The following is a 23856-nucleotide window of genomic DNA, read 5'->3' as shown; positions in this document are numbered from 1 at the left end:
CGACAAAACGCAAAGAAACTTGGCATCACAATGGTGCGCCAAGTTCTATTTTACAGAATAAAGCTCCGTTTGAAAACGGAGCTTTTGTGAATAAATCCAACGATTACTTTATGCTTTGTATGTAATTAACAGCGTCACCAACTGTGCTAATTTTTTCAGCGTCATCGTCAGAAATTTCCATATCGAACTCATCTTCTAATTCCATAACTAGTTCAACTACGTCAAGGGAATCAGCGCCAAGATCATCTTTAAATGAAGCTTCAAGTTTAACTTGAGATTCATCTACACCTAAGCGGTCAACGATGATTTTTGTTACACGTTCTAATACTTCTGCCATGCCTGTTCACCTCCCCTCAAGCTATTATAGAGTATTTTATCAAAATAATACACTAGGTTTTTTTTACTAATTGTTACATCACCATTCCACCGTTAATATGAAGGGTTTGCCCGGTCATATAAGCAGAATCATCAGAAGCTATGAATGCGGTAATTTTAGCGATATCTTTAGGCTCGCCTAATCTTGCTAACGGAATTTGTTTTAACATCTCAGCCTTAACTTCTTCAGATAATTTATCTGTCATATCTGTGGTTATAAAGCCTGGAGCAATTGCATTTACAGTAATATTCCGCGAAGCAAGTTCTTTAGCAGCTGTTTTTGTTAAGCCGATGACTCCTGCTTTTGCAGCAACATAATTTGCCTGTCCTGGATTTCCACTTACGCCAACAACTGAAGCAATATTAATGATACGGCCAACCCGCTGCTTCATCATTTGTCTTGTTACCGCCTTAGTACAAAGGAATACACCTTTAAGGTTGATATTAATAACATCGTCCCATTCTTCTTCTTTCATTCTCATCAACAAATTATCTTTTGTGATCCCTGCATTATTTACGAGTATATCAAGTTTACCAAAATTGTCGATGGTACCCTTTACCATGGCTGCGACTTCTTCAGCGTTGGATACATCACATTTTACTGCGAATGCCTCTCTGCCAAGTGCTTTTATTTCATCAACAACCTCATTTGCCTTCGCCTCACTGCCTGAAAAATTTACCGCTACATTGGCACCTTGTCGTGCCAACTCAAGAGCAATTTCTCGGCCAATCCCTCTTGATGCACCTGTTACAAGAGCTGCTTTCCCTTCAAGATTCATATTTTCTCCTCCTTTAATGCATCAATAACAGACTGTGCGCTAGCTTCGTCTGATACAGAAAATGTGGTGACTGTTTTATCAATTTTTTTAATTAAGCCCGAAAGAACTTTACCTGGCCCGATTTCAATGAAGGTATCGACACCTAACTCAATCATTTTACGGACTGAATCTTCCCATAGTACAGGAGAATAAAGCTGCTCGATTAATTTATCCTTGATTTCAGAAGCAGAGGTAATTGGTTCTGCAGTAACGTTTGCAATGACTGGAACCGACGCATCCTTCATTTCAATTCCATCAAGAACTTCACGAAGCTGGTCTGCTGCAGGTCTCATTAAAGCGGAATGGAATGGACCGCTCACATCTAAAGGAAGGGCTCTTTTTGCTCCCGCTTCTTTTGCTTTTACACCTGCTATTTCGACACCTTTTCTCGACCCAGAAATGACGATTTGCCCTGGACAATTTAGATTGGCTAATGATACAGGATTCCCCGATTCACTTACCTCGTTTGTAACCTCAGCTAGCCGCTCACGATCAAGCCCTAAAACAGCAGCCATTGATCCTTCTCCATTTGGGACAGCATTCTCCATAAACTCTCCCCGTTTTCGAACAGCATACACCCCTTCCTCGAAAGAAAATGTTCCAGCCGCAACGAGCGCTGTATATTCACCAAGACTGTGACCAGCGACATAATCAACATTCAGTCCCGATTTTTGAAAGTAGTCTAAAATAGCAATACTTGTTGTTAAAAGAGCTGGCTGTGTATTAAAGGTAATCGTTAATTCTTCTTTTGGTCCTTCAAAAATTAATTTACTCAATGGAATATTTAGCTTTTCATCTGCTCTCTTAAAATAGTCCATAACCGAGGAGTGATTTTCTGCTAACTCTTTTCCCATTCCGACTGCTTGCGATCCTTGACCTGGAAACACAAATGCTATTTTTCTCATTTGAAAACTCCTTTACTATTCTGCTTTGTCGCTATTTGCTTCTTCGGTTGACATCTTAATTAAACCAACGACATCATTGCTTACCATTTCCCTAGTTTGTCTAATCGCACTAAAAATCGCTTGGGCATTGGAGGAGCCGTGTGCTTTAATTACAGGAGCGTTTAATCCAAACAAGGCAGCACCACCATATTCAGAATAATCCATTGTATTTTTTAAGGTTTTAAAATTAGGTTTCAGCACTGCTGCGGCTAATTTACTTGTAAAACTACTCATTAAGGCAGTTTTTAACATTTTAAACATAGAAAGGGCGGTTCCTTCGGTTGTTTTTAAGACCATGTTTCCAGTAAATCCATCTGTCACAACAACATCAGCAACACCTTCTAATAAATCCCTAGCTTCTACATTCCCGACAAAGTTAATCTCGGCATGTTTCAACAATTCGAAGGCTTGTTTGGTAAGTTCATTCCCTTTCTTTTCCTCGGTCCCGATATTTAAAAGGCCGACCCTTGGCTTTCTGATTCCTCTAACCTTTTGACTGTAAATTGAACCCATCTGTCCATATTGTAGTAGATGCTCAGCCTTGGCATCCGCATTTGCGCCGACATCTAATAACAAAAATCCTTCGCCGCCTATGGTCGGTAATGTTGGTGCTAAGGCTGGGCGGTGAATCCCTGTTATTCTCCCAACCACAAAAAGACCTGCAGCAACTAATGCACCTGTATTTCCTGCTGAAATACAGGCATCTGCCAGCCCATCTGCTACTTGCTGGGCAGCTAGGACCATCGAGGCATTCTTTTTACGACGAACCGCTTTTACAGGCTCATCTGTTCCAAGGATTACTTCAGTGGTATGAATGACTGAAATCCGTTCATGAGTAGTTAATGTTTCTTTAATTTTATTTTCATCCCCAACAAGGGTAATATGTATGTCTGAATATGCTTGTACAGCTTTTAATGCACCTAAGACTATTTCTTTTGGGGCATGGTCGCCGCCCATTGCATCGATTGCTAGTTTCATTTTCTTCATCCTTTACCGATTTTTCGAACGGTACATTTCAAATTCTCCGGTAAAAACAAGTTCATTATTTACAAAACTTGCCACTTCGACACTTGTTCTGCCCAAGTTCCCATCAATTTTTGTTACCTTTGCTTTGGCAATTACCCGCTCATTCAATTTTACCAACCGCTTAAATTGAATATTAGCTTTTGCTGTTAACGCTAATTCATCATTAATTACTGCCACAGCTAGGGAATTAGCCTGTGCGAATACATGATGGCCACGAGCAATGTTATTTCTTTTGAACACATGCTCCTTTTTTACATCAAAAATTGATATCGCATTCTGATCCAATTCTATATGAATAATTTCTCCAATCACTTCTTCTAGCGGCAACGAGCGGACTTCATCATCAAATCGTTTCTCAGCTACAGTCTTGATCCGTTCCCTGAGTTCAGGAATTGATAATTCTAAACGGTCTAGACGAATGGTTTGGACACTTACCTGAAATTTTTCTGCTAGATCTTCATCCGTAATAAAAGGATTCTCTACTATGGTAGAAGCCAACAATTGTTGTCGCTCTTTTTTAGTTTTTCTCATGTATTTTACACCGTCCGCGATTCTTATGACTAGGTACTAATAGTAGTATAAAATTCGAAAAAGAAGATTGCAAGAATTAGTTTATAACACATAATTATTTGCACCTTCTTATTAAGAACTCATAAAGGGGAAAAGGTTTGAATTAATCTAGTTTTTCCCCTTCTAAAACACCTGATTCATCAAGGATATTTCTTAAATATTGGTATTCTGGGGAACTCCAAAATGTTTCTGACTGAATCAGCATCACCGCATCAGTTCTAGCTGTTTCAAGGGCCCGATAATCATGTACCATATCAGCAACCTTAAATTCAGGAACTCCGCTTTGCTTTCTGCCGAAAAAGTCACCTGGACCTCTAAGTTCTAAGTCCTTCTCACTTAAGACGAACCCATCATTCGTTTCGGTCATAATTCGCATTCTTTCTTGTCCCACATCTGTTTTTGGACTTGCCAGCAAAATACAGTAGGATTGATCACTGCCGCGTCCCACCCGTCCGCGCAATTGATGAAGCTGTGAAAGACCGAACCGTTCTGCATCATAAATCACCATCATCGTCGCATTCGGAACATTTACTCCAACCTCTACAACTGTAGTGGAGACTAGCACCTGTACTTTGTTGGCACTAAAATCCTTCATTACCGCATCCTTTTCTTCTGAACTTAACCGACCGTGCATTAGGCCTGCTTTATAACGGTTTTGAAAATAGTGACTTAATGTTGTATATACGTCAATGGCGTTTTGGACATCGAGTTTTTCTGATTCTTCAATAAGCGGGCAAATAACATAGGCTTGGTGCCCTTTTCGTAACTCTTTTTCAACAAAAGCAAGCACCCGTTCAAGCATTTCCGGTTTTGCCCAATAAGTTTCAATCGCCTTTCGCCCTGCTGGCATTTCATCTATGATTGAAACATCCATTTCACCAAAAACAGTAATCGCAAGGGTTCGAGGAATCGGTGTCGCCGTCATAAAAAGCACGTCAGGATTCTCACCTTTTTCTCTAAGAACTCGTCGCTGTTCAACTCCAAAGCGATGCTGCTCATCCGTGATGACAAATCCAAGTCTTTTGAAGACGACTTCATCTTGTATTAATGCATGTGTCCCTATTAATATGTCAACATTCCCTGCTGCTAGTTCGAGGAGTATTTCTTTGCGACGTTTTCCTTTAACCGAACTCGTCAACAGTTCACACCTGACACCACATGGTTCTAACATAATTTTTAAGCTTTCGGCATGCTGCTCAGCTAATATTTCTGTTGGTACCATTAACGCACCCTGAAAACCTGCCGTGACACTGGCATACAAACCAATCGCTGCAACCACTGTTTTCCCTGAGCCAACATCACCTTGCAGCAAACGGTTCATGCGGAGTGGTGATTTGAGTTCAGCCAAAACTTCATGGACAACCCGTTTTTGGGCATTTGTCAGTGGAAAAGGCAGACTATTAATAAATACCTCTACCTTTGTTATGTCATAGTTTTGACAAACTCCTGGGGAATGTTCCCTCTCAAATTTCCTTAGGGCTTGCATTTTTAATTGAAACAAAAGAAATTCTTCATATACAATTCGTCTCCGAGCCTGTTTCACATCTTCTTGACTGTCGGGAAAGTGCATTGCTTTGAATGCAGCCTGTCTGTCTAGGAGTCGATATTTTTTCAGGAAAGCTAATGGCAGTGTTTCTTCAATAAACTGTCCATATTGATGAAAAGCAATGCTGATAAATTTACGGATTCCCTTTGTCGTTAATTTCCCTCTTAATGAATATACCGGCTCAAAATCCTTTGCTTTTGCACTTGTGCCGATCTGCATCTCGTTTGCAGTAATCGTTTGCCGATGAGCATCCCATTTTCCTGTAATCGTAATCGTTTCATTAATGATAATTTTATTCTTTAGATAGGGTTGGTTAAAAAAGACTACTTTAATTAGATGTGCTCCAACAAAAAAGCGAAACATCAGCTTGGACTTTTTCCTGCCATAATAGTTAAGAGAAGGCTCGCTATGAACCTTCCCTTCCACCGTTACCTTTTCATCATGCTGCACCTCTGTGATATCGCGGAGGCGGTAATCTTCATAGCGATAAGGAAAATACTCCAATAAATCTTCAATCGTAAAAATTTTCATTTCTGAAAAAATCTCAGCAGTTTCTTCACCAATTCCCTTTAAGACGGTTATTGATTGATTAAGATGTGGATTCACTATTACTTTGCGGATTACCGAAGACTTAGCTTCCAGTTTTCGACTTGTCGGTGTCACCGCCAACCCTCCCTTCGCGCTATTGCTTTTAATACAGCTTCTTTATTTTCACTTTTTTTCGACAAAAAAAGAAGGGGTTTCCCCTTCTATTTTAGCCGTTCCTTATTCAATTGAAAAGATAAATGAATACAACGGCTGCTTACCATTGTGGATTTCTACTTCAACATCTTGATAATTTTCTTCTACAAACTGTGTGAGTTTGTTAACTTCTTCTTGGCTGACATCTTCTCCATAAATGATCGTTAATATTTCTGAATCCTCATCGAGCATTTGTGAAAGTAAGTCCTCCGCTACTAGTCCTTTGTTCTTGTTTTTTACAACAATTTTCCCTTCGGCTATCCCCATGAAATCATCTTTCTCGATTTCTAACCCATCAATTTGAGTATCACGAACAGCAAAGGTTATTTGACCAGTTTTCACATGCATTAACGCATCATTCATCGCAGCTTCATTTGTCTCTAGGTCAGCGGAAGGATTGAAAGCTAACAGAGCTGATAGACCTTGTGGGACCGTTTTGGACGGAATCACAAAAATATCTTCTTCCGAAACATCAGCTGCCTGCTGGGCTGCCATAATAATGTTTTTATTATTAGGTAAAATAAATACCTTTTTAGAATTGACCTCTTTAACAGCCTTAACGAGATCCTCTGTGCTTGGATTCATTGTTTGCCCACCTTCAATCACAGCATGGGCACCTATACTTTTAAATAAATCGGCAACACCTGAACCCATCGAAACAGCTACAATTCCATATTCTTGCTGCTCTTTTGGCCCCTTATTGGCAACAGGAGCAACATGTGTTTCGCCAACGATATTGGTGTGTTGCTGGCGCATATTTTCTATCTTCATATTTATTAGGTTTCCAAACTGTTGCCCGTAACTTAATACTTCTCCAGGCTGTTCAGAATGAATATGAACCTTTACAACATCCTCATCGGCAATAACCAATAAAGAATCTCCTAATTTGCTGAGATCATTTCTGAAGATGCCTTCATCGAAGGGGTGTATTGCCGTCTTTTCAGATTCAAAGCGGACCATAAATTCAGTACAATATCCAAATTCAATATCCTCTGTGTTAATGTGTCCCTGAACACTTTTATGGTGCTCTGTATTAACCAACTCATCCATGGACAAAGATGCAGAAGGTGTATCAGGCAGCTTTTCACCTTTTAAAACAGCTAGAAATCCTTCGTATACAAAAACAAGTCCTTGACCACCACTGTCAACCACGCCAACTTCCTTTAATACTGGGAGTAAATCCGGAGTACGTTTTAAAGAAGCTCTAGCTTCTTTTAATACTTCTTCCATAATGACAATGATGTCGTTTGAAGTCTCAGCTGCCTGAACAGCCTTTTTAGCCGAATCTTTAGCAACGGTTAAAATAGTTCCTTCTACAGGTTTCATGACTGCTTTATAAGCTGTCTCTACTCCAGCATCAAAGGCATGTGCAAAATCTGCCCCCGAGATTTGCGCCTTCGTTTCAATTGCCTTTGAAAAACCACGGAATAACTGTGAAAGAATGACTCCTGAATTCCCGCGCGCTCCCATTAGCAACCCCTTGGAAAGGGCTATTCCAACTTTTCCTATATGATCTTGAACATTATTTTTTACTTCCTTTGCCCCTGATGCCATTGATAAATTCATGTTTGTTCCAGTATCACCATCGGGCACGGGAAAAACGTTTAAAGCATCAACCATTTTTGCATTTGCTGCTAAATGATTGGCCCCTTGAATCACCATTTCGGCGAAACGTTTTCCATCTAAAGCTGTTATTGACACAAACTTTCCTCCTCTACTTAAGTTCGCCTAGCGAACTTACGGGTTCGTCACGCGAACTCCCTGAACGTAAATATTTACCGAGTCAACGGCAAGTCCAACAGTCTTATCGAGGGTATATTTAACCTTTGATTGCACGTTGTGGGCAATTTCAGAAATTTTCGTTCCATAGCTAACAATAATGTACATATCAATATGTAATGCCTCATTCTCTTGGCGAACAATTACGCCCCGAGTGAAATTTTCTCTTCGAAGTATTTCAGTAATTCCATCTTTAATTTGGTTCTTTGAGGCCATACCGACAATTCCATAGCATTCAATTGCCGCTCCTCCAGCGATGGTAGCGATTACTTCGTTTGAAATATCAATTTGTCCGTACTTAGTTTTTAATTCAATGGACATGAATCGTTCCCCCTCCTGAAAAAATTGCTCCTTGACTACAGTCATTTTACTATAGTCACTGCAATATTGAAAGTTATTCCTGCCTGTTTACTATAAGAGCATTTAATATTTAGTGATGTCAAGGCTTTTTTCTTGAAAGGTAACTATTGCAATCAAATAAGTTGTATGATAAATTATTAAGGTATCTCAAGTCTAGAAAATTTGTTCTAACAATTTTCTTTATCCAGATGAGAATCTTAAAGATTGCTGTATAAAGCTTTTGGTAGTTAAGGAGGGAAATCATTATGCCACGTCAATGTGTTGTAACTGGAAAGAAAACAACAACTGGTAACGCACGTTCTCACGCTATGAACGCAAATAAGCGTACATGGGGTGCTAACCTACAAAAAGTACGTATTCTTGTTGATGGTAAGCCTAAACGTGTTTGGGTTTCTGCAAGAGCGTTGAAATCAGGTAAAGTAGAACGCGTTTAATATGACCGTTTGAGAAGACATCCGCTAAGGATGTCTTTTCTTTTTGTACAAAAAAGTACAATTTAACTTTTTACCCTATTGTATAATATTCCCCAAAAAACAAAATAAAAAGCACCCAATTTTAACGGGTGCCATTCAATAAAGAAAGTTAATCAAACCTATAAACCCATACTATTCGTTTTTCTTAAACGCCCCAATCATCGCACGGACAAGTCCACCTAAAAACTTCGGCAGTTTAATTGTATAGAATTTCATACTGTCCCTCCTCACAAATCTCCCAGCTTATTTCAACTCAACTTTTTTCGAACGCCCTACCATATTATTCAAACGGTCGAAATCAGTACCTATTAATCGTGACTTCTTATCACTATTAATATGCCTTCTGAAAATGAAAAAGTACCATAATCACTAATAAGTTCATTACTAATACATAGTGTTGAACCGATAGAAATATGACGATTTTTCAAAGGAAATTTAAAGCCCTCTAGGGTGAGATTGCGGATATTTTGTGTTAAAGGAACAAAGGAAATATATTTTTTTGTATCTATTTTTTCAATGGTGTAGCTGCCTGCTTCCTTAATAAAAACAATGTTATTACGGTCAATTAAACAAATCTCAACTTCATTTTTTTCTTTGAACTGTGCAACCAATAAATGAACATTTGCAAATAAGTGATCCAGTCTTCCTCCAGTTGCACCAAATATACGGATAGTGCTTGGGTGCTGTTTTAGTGCCCAATTAAGAGCTAGTTCCATGTCCGTTTCATCTTTTTCTGGTCTAAACTTCTTAAATTCAGTTACACGTCCCTCAATATACTCTAATTCCTTCGACGTAACAGAATCAAAATCCCCAAAAGCAATGTCTGGGGTTATGTCTCTGTTTAATAAATGATAGACACCTCGATCTACTCCGACCCAGATTGCATCTTCATTCAAGTATTCTGTTAAAGTCGGCAAGTGGTCTTCAGGTCCCCCGGCAAGAATATTAATGATCATCAATACGTCTCCCTTTTTAAAATATGCAAAAAGCCAGCACTTAAGCTGGCCCTTTCCATTAACCTCTTATTAGCGAAATTGCCTTCGCATAATCTTCTTGATTATAAATCGCAGATCCAGCAACGAGGACATTTGCCCCTGCTTCCATACAAAGCCTTGCCGTTTCTGAATTAACACCGCCATCAATTTCTATCTCTATATTTAACCCTTTTTGGTCAGCCATTTCTTTTACTTTTCTTATTTTCGGAAGGACCTCTGGAATAAATTTTTGTCCGCCGAACCCCGGATTAACTGACATTAATAACACCATATCAATATCTCCAATAATATGTTGAATTGATTCCACGGGTGTTGCGGGATTTAATACCACACCGGCTTTAATTCCATAAGACTTAATATTTTGGATGGTCCGGTGCAGGTGCCTGCAGGCTTCCACATGGACAGTAATATAATCAGCTCCTGCCTTGGCAAATGCCTCAATATACTGATCAGGGTTCTCAATCATAAGATGGACATCAAGCGGAAGTTTCGTGATTGGACGAATGGCTTCTACAATTAGGGGTCCAATTGTGATATTAGGTACAAAATGACCATCCATCACATCTATATGAATGTAGTCTGCTCCACCTTTTTCCACAGCTATGATTTCTTCACCCAATTTCGAAAAATCGGCTGAAAGTATTGAAGGTGCTATTTTTACCATTAGTTAATACCTCGGCTTTCTATCTTTTATCTCCTGGAGGAAGTCTAAATAATGTTGGTAACGATAGGTTGGGATTTCACCGTTTTCCATCGCTAGTTTGACTCCACACTTTGGTTCAGTTACATGCAAACAGCCTCGAAATTTACAATTCTCACTTGCACTTTGTATTTCTGGGAAACAAAAAGTCAAATCTTCCGCTTCAATATTGGTGAATTCCAATGAACTAAATCCTGGCGTATCTGCAATTAGCCCATTTCCAATCTTGATTAATTCCACATGCCTTGTCGTGTGCTTACCTCGGCCTAGATGTGATGAGATATCATTTGTTTTTAACTCAAGATCGGGTCTGAGTACATTAAGTAAGGATGATTTCCCCACACCTGATTGACCAGCAAAAACAGATATTTTATTATCGACATGCGGACTTAACAATTCAATACCTGCTTCTGTTTCGGAGGAGGTAAGAATCACCTTATAACCGGCCGCTGTATACTGCTCTGCATACTCCTTGATCATTTTTTGTTCATCATCGTTTGTAAGGTCCATTTTGGTAATACAGATAAGTGGCTCAATTCGGTTAAATTCAACAAGCACTAGGAAACGATCTAATAACACTGTACTGAATTCTGGTTCAACTGCTGAAAAAACAAGTATGGCTTGATCTACATTTGCAATCGGCGGACGTATTAACTCATTCTTGCGAGGCTTAACCTCCATAATGTAACCTTCCAAGTCATTTTCAGCTTGAAAAACAACCTCGTCACCCACTAGGGGGGTAACCTTATTTTTTCTAAATACCCCCCTACCACGGCATTGTATTAACTTATCGTTTCCAAGTACATAATAGAAACCACTTAATGCTTTAACAATTTTTCCTTCAGGCATAGCCACACTCCTTGCCCTTTCAATTAAAAACACACCGATATTGATTATTCCGTTTCAGAATAGTTAATTACATCCTCCGCTATGACCTTGGTGTCCCGGATTACTCTATACCCAGCTTTTCCGCCGTATGGAATCGTTAATTCAATTTGTTTTTTTGTAGTTTCAGTTATAAAAAAGGTTTCTGCTGGTTCCGTCATGCTATGATTCATATCTTCAATATAGATGAGAACCTCCTGCTTAGGAACTGGTTCACCGGCGACCGGAACGGTCGGTTCATAATCGATTGTAATATCCTTGACTACCGTTTTAGGTGGCTTTTCCTCTTTACCTTTTGAGATAATAACGGTTATTGTTTCTCCCTTAGTCATTTCTGTCCCAGGTTTTGGTGTTTGCGATATAACCATATCTGCTGGAACCTTTTCATCAAACTTTTCCTCTTTCTCTATCTTGAGTCCTACTAAGGAAGCATAGTCTTCTGCACTTTTAAAAGTGTATTGGGTCAAGTCCTTGAGGATAATTTTTTCTGGTCCTTTGCTAACTTCAAATTCTAAAACAGTATCTTCAGGGATAATCTCGTCACCACCAGGTGGGGATTGGTTAAGGATCGTTCCTGGTTCACTTTCATCAAATTTCTCGGTTTTCTTAATATCTTTAAAATTCCTACCTTCCAATAAACGGAAAACGTCATCATAAAGTCTGCCAACATAATCTGAAAGCTCTGTTTTTCTTTTACCTGTACTAACATATAAGGTAACTTTTGTGTTTTCCTTTACCGTAGATCCAATTTCCGGATCAGTCTTGATAACTTCACCTTGCTCAATCTTGTCATCCGAGATTTCGATTTGGTTATCTACCTCTAAGCCATTAAGCTTAAGCTTTGAAATTGCATCAGATAATTCCATCCCACTCACATCAGGGACTTTGATATCCTTTGCAGATAATAATGGCGGTAAAAATGTAAAAGCTAATAATCCAAGAACACAAAGGATTAGAAAAGTCGAAATTAAGATCATTGGCCATTTTTTCCGTTCCTTCTTAATCTTTTTCTCCTTTTTTGGTTTATCCTTTTTGTTTTGAACAATTTTTTCAGTACTATGCACTAAAGTTTCATCCATGTTTTTATATGGACGGTCATTTGTTATGATCGGTATTGCTTTTGTTGCTTCTTCATCAACCGGAATGATAAACTTAGGTTCATTCATTCTTTCAGGATTCAAAGCCGTTCTTAAATCCTCCTCCATTTCATCGACACTGTTATAACGATGGAATGGATCTTTTGCAGTTGCTTTCAGGACAATATTCTCAACACTTTGCGGAATGTTTGAATTCCATCTTCTAACAGAAGGAGTTTCTGATTGGAGATGCTTTAACGCAATTGACACGGCCGATTCTCCAGAGAACGGTAGCCTGCCTGTTAAAATTTCAAACATTACAATCCCGAGGGAATATATATCAGATTTCCTATTTGCCATACCGCCTCGGGCTTGCTCGGGTGATAAATAGTGAACTGAACCTAAAACAGAATTTGTCTGGGTGATGCTAGTTGCACTAAGTGCCATAGCAATTCCAAAATCAGTAATTTTCACATTGCCATTACGATCAATAAGAATATTATGCGGCTTAATATCACGATGAATAATATGATTTTGATGGGCATGTGAGATGGCAGAAGTTAATTGCATCATAATATCTAAGGCTTTTTCAACACGAAGTGACGAGTGTTGGTTTATGTATTGCTTTAATGTTTGCCCATTCACGTATTCCATAACGATATAGTAAAGTGAATCCTCTTCTCCTACATCATAGATACTTACAATATTGGGATGGGTAAGACTGGTAGCTGACTGTGCTTCTCTATGAAAACGGCGAATAAATTCCTCATCATTGACAAAATCAAGGCGGAGCATTTTAACAGCAACTTCTCTGTCTAAAATCATATCATGTGCTAAATACACATTGGCCATACCGCCTCCGCCAATCATTTCTAAAACTTTATAGCGGCCGCTTATTCTCTTCCCAATAATCACTGCTCATCACCCAATTCAACATCATTAGTATACTCTAATATGATTAGGGTTATATTGTCTTCTCCACCATTCTCATTTGCCATGTTAATTAGGGTAGAAGCCTTTTGTTCGAGTGGTTCTTCATTTTGAAGTATTTGGACCATTTCCTTTTCATTCACTTTGTTAGACAAGCCATCAGAGCATAAAAGTAGAAAATCTCCTTCTTCAAACATAATCGTTTTTATATCGATTTTTACATCCAATTCGGTTCCCAGTGCTCTTAAAATCCAATTTTTCCTTGGGTGATGCTCCGCATCTTCTTTCGTAATTTGTCCGGTACGGACTAATTCATTGACAAGGGTATGGTCGTCAGTAAGCTGCTGAAATCCAGTATCATTAAGAATATAACAACGACTATCCCCGACATGTGCGATTGTTGTAAAATTTTCTGATGCAATCACAGCTTCAATCGTTGTGCCCATTCCTTCACATTCAACATGACTTCTTGAATGTTCGTATAGTAATTGATTAACCTGAAGGACATGAGTTTTTAGCCAAGCTTCCGCCTGGTCCGGTGTTTGAATTCCTTCAGATTTCTCCCACATTTCCTGGAGATGTGTAACACTCATTTTACTAGCAACATCACCAGCTAGGTGACCGCCCATACCATCAGCAACTATGGCAAGGCGGTGTCCATCCCGATTAACAAAAGTACCACCACTATCTTCATTATTCTGACGGACTCTGCCTTGGTCCGTTCTAAATATTGCTTTCACTTTTGTCACCTCGTCTCCTCTTTCCGCTCCTTTGCACGAAGTTGCCCACATGCTGCAGCTATATCTGATCCTTGCTCCCTGCGAATCGTAACATTAATCCCAAGGTTTTTTAATGTTTTTTCAAAAGCAAAGATTTTTTCCCTTGGTGTCCGTACATAATCCCTTTCTGGAACATAGTTAACGGGGATTAAATTCACATGGCACTTCAACCCTTTTAATAATTCAGCCAACTCCTCAGCATGCTCAACTGAATCGTTGACCCCGCCAAAAAGACCATATTCAAAGCTTATTCTACGGCCTGTCTTATCGATATAATACCTTACCGCAGCCATTAAGTCATCAAGTTTATAAGCCTTGTTAATCGGCATTAACCGTGAACGTAATTCCGTATTTGGTGCATGCAGAGAAATAGCAAAATTAATTTGAGTATCTTCATCAGCAAACTTATAAATTTTTGGAACGATTCCACTTGTTGAAACAGTTATATGGCGAGCCCCAATATTAAGTGCTTTTTCATGATTAATTATTTTTAAAAACGCCATCATATTATCGTAGTTATCGAAAGGCTCGCCAATACCCATTATAACCACTGAACTAACACGTTCATCAGTTTGATCAAGTGTTTGTTGTACTTTGACCACTTGAGCCACAATCTCACCAGCTTCTAAATGCCTTTTAAGACCGCCTAAAGTAGATGCGCAAAAGGTACAACCAATTCGACAGCCCACTTGTGTCGTAACACAAACGGAGTTCCCATAATCATGGCGCATTAACACTGTTTCAATGGAGTAGCCATCATGAAGCTCAAACAGGAACTTAATCGTTCCATCAGACGATGTTTGCTGAATCACCGTATTTAAGGTAGTTAGTTCAAATTGACTAGAAAGCTTATCTCTAAGTCCTTTCGAGACATTACTCATATCCTCAAAGGTTGTAATTCTTTTTTTATAAAGCCATTCAAAGATTTGATCGGCACGAAATGGCTTTTCGCCATTTTCTGAGAGCCAATCCTTTAATTCGTGTAACTGCAATGAATAAATTGATCTTTTCTTAATTTCTATAGTTGTGTTTGTCTCAGTTGTATTTAATTGTTCCAACTGTTACACCTTCTTTCTTATTGTCTAGCTCCAACGCCTAGGCGCTTACACTTTTCTTAATACTGCAATATAGAATCCATCCGAACCAATATCTTGCGGGAATATCTGCAAATCAAAGCCTGTAATAAGTGGCTGAATCGCTTCTGGCATTCGGTCTTTAAAGGATAAATCCCCTTCAAATTCAGGGTTATTCTCGAGGAATGTCTTAACCGTGAACTCATTTTCCTCTTTATCAACGGTACATGTACTATAAACAAGAATACCTCCCTTTTTCAGTAAAGGGGTTACGGATGTTAATAGGTCTTGCTGAATCGTACTTAAACGCATGATATCCGACTCAGTTTTCGTATATTTCATATCTGGCTTTCTCCTCATGACTCCGAGGCCGGAGCACGGAGCATCGAGTAGAATTCGGTCAAATGACTCATTCTTAAACTTTTCCTGTAATTGTCTTGAATCAGAGACACTTGTTTTAATATTTTCTAGCCCTAACCGTTTAGCATTATCATTGATTAAGCGAACTTTGTGCTGGTGAAGATCAACAGAGATTACTTCACCGGTATTGTCCATTTTTTCAGCTATATGCGTACTTTTCCCGCCTGGTGCCGCACAGGCATCAAGAATATATTCGTTTGGCGATGCACCTAATGCATAGGCTGCGAGCATCGAACTTTCATCTTGGATGGTAAACATACCGTATTTAAAGGAAATTGTCGAAGCCAGGTTTCCTTTTAACGAACGAATCGCCTCAGGAATAATCGGGCTTTTTTCAATTTGATAACCATCTTCCTCTAAGATGGCAACACATTCATCTCGTGAAATTTTCGTGAGATTGACTCTTGCCGTTTGCAAAGGTGCAGTTAAGTTTATCTCACACATTTCTTTCGTTTTATCGAAGCCGAATTGGTGAACCCATCTGTTAATTAGCCATTCAGGATGACTAGTTTCAAGTGCGAGCCTTTTGTTAGGGTCGGACACTTGTTCTAATGATCGAAGTCCTTCTCTCTGAATACTCCGTAAGACGCCATTAACTAAACTGCCAATTCCTTTATGCCCTCGATTTTTGGCAATTTCAACTGCTTCGTAAATGGCAGCTCGATCTGGAATTCGATCAAGGTAAACCATTTGATAAAGGGTAAGCCTCAATAAATGGTGAACCCAATTTGCTAATTTTTTATTATCTTTGACAAAAGGCTCTAAAAAATAGTCAAGAGCCATTCTTCGTTGTAATGTTCCATACACTAATTCTGTTAACAGGCCCACATCCTTATCTGACAACTCATTTTTTTCAATTGTCGTATTAAGAAGTAAATTACTGTAGGATTGATTCTTTTCAATCGTAACTAACATATCCATTGCAATTGACCGGACATTATTTTTTGTTGAAGTCATGCTAGTCTCCCAACTTCGTGCCTATAGATATTTTTGAACCCCTTAAAAATTGTTCACTCATCATCTTTGTTTTCCCAGAAGGCTGTAGTTCAATGATGTGTATCGCTGTTTCATTCCCCGTACTCACCGTGAAGCCATCGGGTTCAACCTTCATAACAGTCCCAGGCAAGGCTCCCATTAGACCTGCCACTTTTCTTGCACGCCAGATCTTTAAAACTTGGCCGTTCAAGGTTGTAAATGCAACTGGCCATGGGTTTAACCCACGGATATGGTTATAGATTTCTTCACCGGTTTTGGCCCAATCAATTTTTTCCTGTTCCCGTTTAATATTGGATGCAAAAGTTGCGTCTGCATTGTTTTGTTGTCTCGGAGTAAGTTTTCCCTCCAACAGAAGCGGCAGGGTTTCCGATAATAACTTAGCCCCTGCTGTACTTAATTTGACGTGAAGTGTGCCAACATTGTCGTCTTCAGTAATTGGAACTTCGATGCTTGTTAAGATATCTCCAGCATCTAATTTTTCAACCATATACATGATTGTGACACCGGTTTTTTGTTTTCCTTGCATAATAGCGTAATGGATTGGAGCACCGCCGCGTAGTTCTGGAAGTAAGGATGCATGGACATTAATACAGCCATGTTTTGGTGCCTCTAATAATTTATTGGGCAAAATTTGTCCGAACGCAACTGTAATAATTAAATCCGGATTCAAGGAAAGGATTTTCTCGAGCTCTTCTTCTTGACGGATTTTTTCTGGTTGAAATACTGGAATCCCATGTTTTAGTGCCTCAACCTTAACCGGAGGTGGTGTCAATATCTTTTTTCTTCCGACCGGTCGATCTGGTTGTGTTACAACACCAATAACTTCATATCCATCATGAAGGATTTGTTGTAAAACTGGTACGGAAAAATCCGGAGTTCCCATAAAAACAATCTTCGTCATTCAGCTTCTACCCCTTTTACTTCATCTTCCTCTAGATATTTTGTAACTTTAGTCGTAAATAAAATCCCATCTAAATGATCGATTTCATGCTGAATCGCCCTAGCGAGGAAGCCTTCTGCTTCTAATCTGTACTTTCTGCCTTTACGGTCAAAGGCTTCAATCTTAACAAAATTTGGCCTAGTTACTTCACCAAATAATCCTGGAAAACTTAAACAACCCTCTGGTCCTGTCTGTTCACCGGAGGTTTCTAAAATGATTGGATTAATCATTTCAATCGTCCCTAATTCATCATCAATATCAACAATGGCAACTCTTGCATCCAATCCGATCTGCGGAGCAGCAAGTCCAACCCCATCGTATTCAATCATCGTGTCATACATATTATCTAGTACTTTGGCCAGCTTTCTATCAAACTTATCTACTGGCTTGCACGTCTGCTCAAGTATTTCAGCAGGGTATGTTACTACTTTAAGTGTTGGCAAATCATTTCCCCCATTATTAATGCCATTTATTCAGGCGTAAATTAATTTTTTTATTGCTTACATTTTCACCAAAAAAGCAAAATATTAACCTTTAACGTCCTTTAGGTCAGACAGTTTACATTAAAATAAATGGATTGACATCAATTGTAACCAGTAATCCACTTTTGGTATCTGTTTGGTATTGATCTAAAATCGTTTTTAACATTTTTGCCAAGTTCGGTTCCCGCTTGTATTTTATCAGACATTGATAGCGATATCTATTATTAATCCTAGGAATAGGCGAGGCTGCTGGTCCTAAAACGACCGCATGGGTAGAGACCTGTGAACGTACAAAGCTAACAATTTTTTCTGTAGCCGTAACGACTGTCATTAATTGTTCATGACTGACAGTGATTAATGATAGATAATAGAAGGGTGGATAATGATGGTTTTTTCGCATCATCATTTCCCTTTGATAAAAGAGATCATAATCTTGTGTCCCTGCCAGCTCGATACTATAGTGTTCAGGTGTGTAGGTCTGAATAATGACTTCGCCCGGCAATTCGTGACGGCCTGCTCTTCCACTCACTTGTGTTAATAATTGAAAGGTTTTTTCAGATGCACGGAAATCAGGTAAATGAAGCATGGTATCTGCTGAAAGTACGCCAACCAGGGTGATATTGGGGAAATCCAGGCCTTTCGCAATCATTTGTGTCCCGAGGAGAATATCTGCTTTTCCATTTTGAAAATCAGTTAATAATCGTTCATGAGAACCCTTTCGTCCTGTCGTATCCACATCCATACGAATAACTCTTGCTTCAGGGAGTATTTTCCCGAGTTCATCCTCCACCTTTTGTGTACCTGTTCCAAAATAACGAATATACTCACTTGAACATTCTGGGCATTCTTTCGGAACATGACTTTCATAACCGCAATAATGACATTTCATTTGTTCATGAACACGGTGGTAAGTAAGGGAAATGTCGCAATTAGGACAATTCATGACATAGCCACAATCCCGGCACATCACAAAGGATGAATGTCCTCGTTTATTTAAAAATAAAACAGATTGTTGTTTTTTTTCGATCCGGTCCTTTAGCATCTCAAATAGCTTCCGCGAAAACATGGACCGATTGCCATTACGGAGTTCTTCACGCATATCTATAATCTCTACCGAAGGGAGCGATTGATTGTTCATCCGACTAGGGAGTGATAACAGATGATATACCTTCTTTTGAGCCCTGGCAAATGATTCAAGTGACGGGGTGGCACTTCCGAGTACAACAGGGCAGTTATAAGTTCGTGCCCTTTCAATGGCCACATCCCTGGCATGGTAACGAGGCATTTCCTCCTGCTTGTAGCTTGTTTCGTGCTCTTCATCAATAATAATAATTCCTAAATTCTCAAAAGGCGCAAATATCGCAGATCTTGCACCCACCGCAACCTTTACCTCTTTGCGTTGAATCTTGCGCCATTCATCGTATTTTTCTCCTGCTGATAAACCACTGTGCAAAACAGCGACCAAATCCCCAAATCTTCCTTTAAACCGATTGACCATTTGTGGGGTAAGTGAAATTTCAGGCACTAAGACAATTGCTTCCTGCCCTCTTTCAATCACTTCTTGAATCGATTGGAGGTAAATCTCTGTTTTCCCGCTTCCCGTTACCCCATAAAGCAAAAAGACTTCATGTCGGTTTGTTTCAATCGAATTAAGAATAGGTGCTATTGCTGTTTGTTGGGAGGTTGTTAATGGTAACGGCTTTGAACGCTTAAATGTACTATGTTCAAACGGATCGCGATAAACTTCCATTTCAAATTCAATAAGAAGCTTTTTCTCTACGAGAGCTTTGATGGTTGCAGATGTTGCTATTTTTTCAGCTACCAGCTTTCGCATTTCAACTGCATCGAAATGCTCGATGAAATAACTTAGGACTTGCTTTTGCTTTTCTGCTTTGGCGGGAAAATGAGCAACTTCCTCTTTTAACTCTGCCAAAGATAAAAGCGGGCGAACAAATTTAAGCTTTTTCTTTTTAACCTTTTCCTTGACAATATAAATTACTTCCAGATTCCCTTTTGCTGCTTCTTTCTGTAATAAAGGAACCATTCCATTCTTCAAGGCTTCTTCCCAGTCAACCAGTTGATTGCTTTCAAAAAGAGCATGGAGGGGTTCTGGAAGATCAGTAATCTGCATACCTGCGGCAAGCTGTACACTTTTTTCATACTTCGCTTTCAAGGCCGCAGGGAGCATGACCTGATAGGCAAAAATTTTAAAACAAAGTGTATGTTCTGTCAGCCAGTCACCCAGTTCCAATAATTCCGTGTTTAAAACAGGCTCAAGCTCCATCGGTTCGATGATTTCTCTTAATTTCTTAAATTCAGATTGTGATTTTAACGATGTGACAAACCCCTGGATTTTTCTCGGACCGAATGGGACAATCACCCTCATTCCCGGCTGAATGACTCCACTCCACTGTTCCGGAATCAAATAATCAAAGGCCCGATCCGTTTGCTTTGTTGGTACATCCACAATCACACTAGCTATTTCCATTCTTATCCATATCCTTCATAAGAGAAGTAATTTCCTCAATAATCATTTTTGCTACATTACTTTTTGACATCAGTGGTAATTCCCTAATTGCACCTGAGCGCTTAAAAAGCGTCACAATGTTTGTATCCGTCCCAAACCCTGCACCTTCCGCTTTTACATTATTGGCAACAATCATATCGGCATTTTTCACCGTTAATTTTTTTCTGGCGTATTCTTCCACATTTTCGGTTTCAGCAGCAAAACCAACAAGTACTTGGTTTTTCTTTCTCTTTCCCAGCTCTAACAGAATATCTTTCGTTCTTTCTAATTCAATAGTCGAGTCACCTGCTTGTTTCTTTACCTTGTGATCGTAGGTAACTTTTGGACGGTAATCAGCAACAGCTGCTGTTTTTATGACCACATCTGCTAATGGATAATAGTTCAGGACCGCGTTGTACATATCCTCTGCGCTTTCAACTTTCACCACTTCAACTCCTATTGGAGGAGTAAGATTAACTGGCCCAGAAACTAAAACAACATGAGCACCTTGTTTTATTGCTTCCTCAGCTAGTGCATAACCCATTTTTCCCGTAGAGTGATTCGAAATAAACCGGACAGGATCAATCTTTTCACGAGTAGGTCCTGCTGTAACCACCACTGTTTTCCCTTTTAAGGGTTTGTGACCTGCATTCATAAAGTATTCCCGAACAATCTCGACGATTTTTTCAGGTTCTTCTAATCGACCCTTTCCTACATATCCACAAGCCAGATAACCCTCACTAGGTTCAATAAATTGGTATCCATATTCGGCCAGAAGGGAAAGGTTTTTTTTCACAGCAGGATGATCATACATATGTACATTCATAGCAGGGGCAATCCACACGGGTGATGTTGCTGCAAGGAGTGTAGTTGTAATCATATTATCAGCGATTCCGTTAGCTAATTTTCCGATTGTATTGGCTGTAGCTGGAGCAACAAGGATTAAATCAGCCCAATCTGCTAAATCAATATGGGCAATGACACGCGGATTTATCTCATCAAAGGTATCAATATATACTTCATTACGGGATAATGCCTGAAAGGTTAATGGCGTAACAAACTTTTGAGCTGAGTCACTTAAAATAACTTTTACATGTGCTCCCGTCTGAACAAGCTTACTTGTTAGTGCTGCTGCTTTATATACAGCTATTCCACCTGTGACACATAATAATATTTTTTTATCTTTCATCATCGCTTCCCCCGTTTCTTAGTCCAATAGTCTTTCTTTTATTATGCAAGAATGAAATCAATTTTTCATCTTTTACCTACTGACATTCGACAAAATCCACAATAAATAGAAATTCCAAAATAAAAAAGGCTGACATATAAGGTTTCACCTCTTTTGTCACGCCTTCCTCATCAATTCTTTCGATATAAGTATTATTTACTACTCAGCAGATGTTTCTGCTTTCTTAGAAATACGGTAGGTTAATTCACCGCTATAAATTTCCTCAAGTGCTTTACCAACATGCTTGTGGGAAACGTATTTTGGGAGTCTTTCATCCTTCACTTGGGACATAACACGTGCGCGCTTTGCAGCAACGGACACAAGTGAGTATTTAGAATCAATTTTTTCAAGCAACGAATCAATAGAAGGGTATAGCATATTATTCAACCTCCAGCAATTTTTTATAGCGATGTTCTACTCGTTCTCTGCGGCAATGCTCCGCAGTAACAATGGCTTTCACACGTTCACAAGCTCGTTCTACTTGATCATTTTCAACAACATAATCATATAATTCCATCATTTCAATTTCTTCCCGCGCAGATAACATTCTATTGTGGATAATGTCATCTGTTTCTGTTCCTCTTGTTACTATCCGATTTTTTAATTCAGACAAACTTGGCGGCATGAGGAAAATAAATAAGCCTTCAGGAAACTTTTCACGAACCTGACGGGCACCTTTTACTTCGATTTCTAAAAAGACATCTTTTCCAGCATCTAAGGTTTCTCGAACATAGTCGACTGGGGTTCCGTAATAATTGCCAACAAATTCAGCATACTCTAACAACTTCCCCTGTGTAATTAACCGTTCAAATTCTTCCCTTGACTTAAAAAAGTAATCTACTCCATCAATCTCCCCTTCTCGAGGGGAACGGGTTGTCATCGAAATGGAGTACTCAAAAGCTGTATCCGGATGGGAAAAAATTTCTTTCCGAACCGTTCCTTTTCCAACCCCGGATGGACCGGAAAGTACAATTAACAATCCTTTTTCCTGCATTTTCAAAAATCCTACCCTTCATCAATTATTTCATCACGATCATCTAAACGGTGTGCAACTGTTTCAGGTTGTACGGCCGATAGAATAACATGGTCACTATCCATAACAATCACCGCTCGTGTCCGTCTACCGTATGTGGCATCAATTAATGCCCCCCGGTCTCGAGCATCTTGAATAATTCTTTTTATTGGAGCAGATTCAGGGCTGACAATTGAAATAATTCGATTGGCAGAAACAATATTTCCAAATCCAATATTAATTAATTTAATCGACATGGTATTCATCCAATCATTAATAATATATTTTGACCGTCTCAAACCATTTCTAAACAACAATTACTCGATATTTTGAACCTGTTCCTTAAGCTTCTCTAGCAGACTTTTAATATCGACAACCTGTTTCGCAATGTTCGAATCATTAGCTTTGGAACCAATCGTATTCGCTTCTCTGTTCATTTCCTGGACGATAAAATCTAATTTCCTTCCAATTGGTTCCACACTAGTAAGGGTCTGTAAGAATTGTTGAATATGACTTTTTAAACGGGTAACTTCCTCATTTATATCTGCCTTATCAGCAAAGACGGCCACTTCCGTTAATATCCTCGTTTCATCCAATTGACCATTAATGAATTCTTCCATCCTTTTCGTGAGGCGCTCCTTATAGGATTGAGCCACATGGGGTGCAAATTTCTGAAGTTCAAGAACAGCTTTTTCTAATTGGGAAATGATCGCAAGCAGATCTTTTTTCAATTCTTCTCCTTCTGCAGAGCGCATTTGTTTTAATACAATGGCTGCTTCCTCGGTTGCGGCAAGAACGAGTTTCTCCAGTTCATCATTTCCAATTTCGCTTTCTTCAATATGTAAGAGTTCACTTCTGCTAAGCAAATCCTGAAGTGTTATTGTTCCATCGACCTCATAGTTATCACGTACCTGCTTAATCGTTTCGTAATACTCATCAAGAAGTTTCCAATCAATATGGACCTTACGGGTAACGACACCCTCACCCTCTAAGCTGACATAAACCTCAACTCTGCCACGGCGAATATACTGACTAAGTTTCTTTTTCATTCTATCTTCTATTTTTAAAAGCTGTCTAGGCATGCGGATATTCATTTCACAAAAACGGTGGTTTACAGTTTTTACTTCCACATTAACAGAGAAAGAATCAGATTCTGTTTTGGCTCTTCCAAATCCCGTCATACTAATAACCATTTTGTGCAC

General features: G+C 39.2%; 25 protein-coding genes. 1 reads left to right on the top strand and 24 read right to left on the bottom strand.

All coding sequences use genetic code 11. From position 1 onward, the window contains the following. Positions 1–103: 103 nt before the first annotated feature. The 8 genes from acpP to V7121_RS04995 form a co-directional block, all read right to left on the bottom strand. The gene (gene acpP, locus V7121_RS05030; RefSeq protein ID WP_098261157.1) at positions 104–337 is read right to left on the bottom strand and encodes an acyl carrier protein; all 234 of its coding nucleotides are present in this window, start codon (positions 335–337) and stop codon (positions 104–106) included. Positions 338–410: 73 nt separating this feature from the next. Next, the gene (gene fabG, locus V7121_RS05025) at positions 411–1154 is read right to left on the bottom strand and encodes a 3-oxoacyl-[acyl-carrier-protein] reductase (protein WP_335545909.1); all 744 of its coding nucleotides are present in this window, start codon (positions 1152–1154) and stop codon (positions 411–413) included. Continuing rightward, the gene (fabD, locus tag V7121_RS05020) at positions 1151–2098 is read right to left on the bottom strand and encodes an ACP S-malonyltransferase (protein ID WP_335545907.1); all 948 of its coding nucleotides are present in this window, start codon (positions 2096–2098) and stop codon (positions 1151–1153) included. Before fabD ends, fabG begins: the two co-directional genes overlap by 4 nt. 15 nt (positions 2099–2113) lie before the next feature. After that, positions 2114–3115, bottom strand: coding sequence for a phosphate acyltransferase PlsX (gene plsX / locus V7121_RS05015; RefSeq protein WP_335499414.1), 1002 nt, complete (start codon positions 3113–3115; stop codon positions 2114–2116). 12 nt (positions 3116–3127) lie between these two features. Continuing rightward, positions 3128–3694, bottom strand: a complete 567-nt coding sequence (gene fapR, locus V7121_RS05010) for a transcription factor FapR (RefSeq protein WP_335499416.1) — start codon at positions 3692–3694, stop codon at positions 3128–3130. 142 nt (positions 3695–3836) lie between these two features. Then, complete coding sequence (gene recG / locus V7121_RS05005; protein ID WP_335546154.1) at positions 3837–5885, bottom strand: ATP-dependent DNA helicase RecG; 2049 nt, start codon at positions 5883–5885, stop codon at positions 3837–3839. A gap of 159 nt (positions 5886–6044) precedes the next feature. Next, positions 6045–7721: a DAK2 domain-containing protein gene (locus V7121_RS05000; protein WP_335499419.1), complete on the bottom strand. Its 1677-nt coding sequence runs from the start codon at positions 7719–7721 to the stop codon at positions 6045–6047. A 36-nt stretch (positions 7722–7757) separates the two neighbouring features. Continuing rightward, on the bottom strand, positions 7758–8120 hold the full coding sequence (locus tag V7121_RS04995) for an Asp23/Gls24 family envelope stress response protein (protein ID WP_024030202.1): 363 nt from the start codon (positions 8118–8120) through the stop codon (positions 7758–7760). Positions 8121–8404: 284 nt separating this feature from the next. Here V7121_RS04995 and rpmB point away from each other — a divergent pair, with 284 nt between their 5' ends. Then, the gene (gene rpmB, locus V7121_RS04990) at positions 8405–8593 is read left to right on the top strand and encodes a 50S ribosomal protein L28 (protein ID WP_026566424.1); all 189 of its coding nucleotides are present in this window, start codon (positions 8405–8407) and stop codon (positions 8591–8593) included. A 171-nt stretch (positions 8594–8764) separates the two neighbouring features. Here rpmB and spoVM read toward each other — a convergent pair whose 3' ends face one another. The 16 genes from spoVM to V7121_RS04910 form a co-directional block, all read right to left on the bottom strand. Beyond that, on the bottom strand, positions 8765–8848 hold the full coding sequence (gene spoVM, locus V7121_RS04985) for a stage V sporulation protein SpoVM (RefSeq protein WP_035445740.1): 84 nt from the start codon (positions 8846–8848) through the stop codon (positions 8765–8767). 92 nt (positions 8849–8940) lie between these two features. After that, positions 8941–9588, bottom strand: a complete 648-nt coding sequence (locus V7121_RS04980; protein WP_335499421.1) for a thiamine diphosphokinase — start codon at positions 9586–9588, stop codon at positions 8941–8943. A 58-nt stretch (positions 9589–9646) separates the two neighbouring features. Next, on the bottom strand, positions 9647–10291 hold the full coding sequence (rpe, locus tag V7121_RS04975) for a ribulose-phosphate 3-epimerase (RefSeq protein ID WP_335499423.1): 645 nt from the start codon (positions 10289–10291) through the stop codon (positions 9647–9649). A 3-nt stretch (positions 10292–10294) separates the two neighbouring features. Further along, complete coding sequence (gene rsgA / locus V7121_RS04970) at positions 10295–11176, bottom strand: ribosome small subunit-dependent GTPase A (protein WP_335499424.1); 882 nt, start codon at positions 11174–11176, stop codon at positions 10295–10297. A 44-nt stretch (positions 11177–11220) separates the two neighbouring features. Next, complete coding sequence (pknB, locus tag V7121_RS04965) at positions 11221–13203, bottom strand: Stk1 family PASTA domain-containing Ser/Thr kinase (RefSeq protein ID WP_335499426.1); 1983 nt, start codon at positions 13201–13203, stop codon at positions 11221–11223. Further along, entirely contained in the window at positions 13200–13958 is a 759-nt protein-coding gene (locus tag V7121_RS04960; RefSeq protein WP_335499585.1) for a Stp1/IreP family PP2C-type Ser/Thr phosphatase, read from the bottom strand. Before V7121_RS04960 ends, pknB begins: the two co-directional genes overlap by 4 nt. 5 nt (positions 13959–13963) lie before the next feature. Further along, positions 13964–15055: a 23S rRNA (adenine(2503)-C(2))-methyltransferase RlmN gene (rlmN, locus tag V7121_RS04955; protein ID WP_335499428.1), complete on the bottom strand. Its 1092-nt coding sequence runs from the start codon at positions 15053–15055 to the stop codon at positions 13964–13966. Positions 15056–15100: 45 nt separating this feature from the next. Then, positions 15101–16447 (bottom strand): 16S rRNA (cytosine(967)-C(5))-methyltransferase RsmB, encoded by a 1347-nt coding sequence (gene rsmB / locus V7121_RS04950; protein ID WP_335499430.1) that lies wholly within the window; start codon positions 16445–16447, stop codon positions 15101–15103. Position 16448: 1 nt separating this feature from the next. Continuing rightward, positions 16449–17387 (bottom strand): methionyl-tRNA formyltransferase, encoded by a 939-nt coding sequence (fmt, locus tag V7121_RS04945; RefSeq protein ID WP_335545905.1) that lies wholly within the window; start codon positions 17385–17387, stop codon positions 16449–16451. After that, positions 17384–17869 carry a peptide deformylase gene (def, locus tag V7121_RS04940; protein ID WP_335499434.1) on the bottom strand — a complete coding sequence of 162 codons (486 nt, stop codon included), beginning with the start codon at positions 17867–17869 and terminating at the stop codon, positions 17384–17386. The genes fmt and def overlap by 4 nt, the downstream gene beginning before the upstream one ends. A 115-nt stretch (positions 17870–17984) precedes the next feature. Further along, the gene (priA, locus tag V7121_RS04935; protein ID WP_335545903.1) at positions 17985–20396 is read right to left on the bottom strand and encodes a primosomal protein N'; all 2412 of its coding nucleotides are present in this window, start codon (positions 20394–20396) and stop codon (positions 17985–17987) included. Further along, positions 20383–21606: a bifunctional phosphopantothenoylcysteine decarboxylase/phosphopantothenate--cysteine ligase CoaBC gene (gene coaBC, locus V7121_RS04930; protein WP_335499438.1), complete on the bottom strand. Its 1224-nt coding sequence runs from the start codon at positions 21604–21606 to the stop codon at positions 20383–20385. The genes priA and coaBC overlap by 14 nt, the downstream gene beginning before the upstream one ends. Positions 21607–21801: 195 nt before the next feature. After that, positions 21802–22020 (bottom strand): DNA-directed RNA polymerase subunit omega, encoded by a 219-nt coding sequence (rpoZ, locus tag V7121_RS04925; RefSeq protein WP_335499440.1) that lies wholly within the window; start codon positions 22018–22020, stop codon positions 21802–21804. Position 22021: 1 nt separating this feature from the next. Then, a complete protein-coding gene (gene gmk / locus V7121_RS04920) occupies positions 22022–22636 on the bottom strand; it encodes a guanylate kinase (RefSeq protein WP_335499443.1) in 615 nt (204 codons plus the stop codon). An 11-nt stretch (positions 22637–22647) separates the two neighbouring features. After that, positions 22648–22911 carry an extracellular matrix/biofilm regulator RemA gene (gene remA, locus V7121_RS04915; protein ID WP_335499445.1) on the bottom strand — a complete coding sequence of 88 codons (264 nt, stop codon included), beginning with the start codon at positions 22909–22911 and terminating at the stop codon, positions 22648–22650. A gap of 60 nt (positions 22912–22971) precedes the next feature. Further along, a complete protein-coding gene (locus V7121_RS04910) occupies positions 22972–23847 on the bottom strand; it encodes a YicC/YloC family endoribonuclease (RefSeq protein WP_335499447.1) in 876 nt (291 codons plus the stop codon). Positions 23848–23856 lie beyond the last annotated feature (9 nt).

Origin of the sequence: Neobacillus drentensis (genome assembly GCF_036962125.1) — a bacterium.
Classification (GTDB): Bacteria; Bacillota; Bacilli; order Bacillales; family Cytobacillaceae; genus Neobacillus; species Neobacillus drentensis_B.
This window is presented reverse-complemented; position numbering and strand designations above follow the sequence as displayed.

Excerpts from the sequence above, each read along its gene's own strand:
- acpP (WP_098261157.1), bottom strand. The coding sequence starts at position 337 with ATGGCAGAAGTATTAGAACGTGTAACAAAAATCATCGTTGACCGCTTA.
- fabG (WP_335545909.1), bottom strand. The coding sequence starts at position 1,154 with ATGAATCTTGAAGGGAAAGCAGCTCTTGTAACAGGTGCATCAAGAGGG.
- fabD (WP_335545907.1), bottom strand. The coding sequence starts at position 2,098 with ATGAGAAAAATAGCATTTGTGTTTCCAGGTCAAGGATCGCAAGCAGTC.
- plsX (WP_335499414.1), bottom strand. The coding sequence starts at position 3,115 with ATGAAACTAGCAATCGATGCAATGGGCGGCGACCATGCCCCAAAAGAA.
- fapR (WP_335499416.1), bottom strand. The coding sequence starts at position 3,694 with ATGAGAAAAACTAAAAAAGAGCGACAACAATTGTTGGCTTCTACCATA.
- V7121_RS04995 (WP_024030202.1), bottom strand. The coding sequence starts at position 8,120 with ATGTCCATTGAATTAAAAACTAAGTACGGACAAATTGATATTTCAAAC.
- rpmB (WP_026566424.1), top strand. The coding sequence starts at position 8,405 with ATGCCACGTCAATGTGTTGTAACTGGAAAGAAAACAACAACTGGTAAC.
- spoVM (WP_035445740.1), bottom strand. The coding sequence starts at position 8,848 with ATGAAATTCTATACAATTAAACTGCCGAAGTTTTTAGGTGGACTTGTC.
- V7121_RS04980 (WP_335499421.1), bottom strand. The coding sequence starts at position 9,588 with ATGATCATTAATATTCTTGCCGGGGGACCTGAAGACCACTTGCCGACT.
- rpe (WP_335499423.1), bottom strand. The coding sequence starts at position 10,291 with ATGGTAAAAATAGCACCTTCAATACTTTCAGCCGATTTTTCGAAATTG.
- rsgA (WP_335499424.1), bottom strand. The coding sequence starts at position 11,176 with ATGCCTGAAGGAAAAATTGTTAAAGCATTAAGTGGTTTCTATTATGTA.
- rsmB (WP_335499430.1), bottom strand. The coding sequence starts at position 16,447 with ATGACTTCAACAAAAAATAATGTCCGGTCAATTGCAATGGATATGTTA.
- fmt (WP_335545905.1), bottom strand. The coding sequence starts at position 17,387 with ATGACGAAGATTGTTTTTATGGGAACTCCGGATTTTTCCGTACCAGTT.
- priA (WP_335545903.1), bottom strand. The coding sequence starts at position 20,396 with ATGGAAATAGCTAGTGTGATTGTGGATGTACCAACAAAGCAAACGGAT.
- coaBC (WP_335499438.1), bottom strand. The coding sequence starts at position 21,606 with ATGATGAAAGATAAAAAAATATTATTATGTGTCACAGGTGGAATAGCT.
- rpoZ (WP_335499440.1), bottom strand. The coding sequence starts at position 22,020 with ATGCTATACCCTTCTATTGATTCGTTGCTTGAAAAAATTGATTCTAAA.
- gmk (WP_335499443.1), bottom strand. The coding sequence starts at position 22,636 with ATGCAGGAAAAAGGATTGTTAATTGTACTTTCCGGTCCATCCGGGGTT.
- remA (WP_335499445.1), bottom strand. The coding sequence starts at position 22,911 with ATGTCGATTAAATTAATTAATATTGGATTTGGAAATATTGTTTCTGCC.
- V7121_RS04910 (WP_335499447.1), bottom strand. The coding sequence starts at position 23,847 with ATGGTTATTAGTATGACGGGATTTGGAAGAGCCAAAACAGAATCTGAT.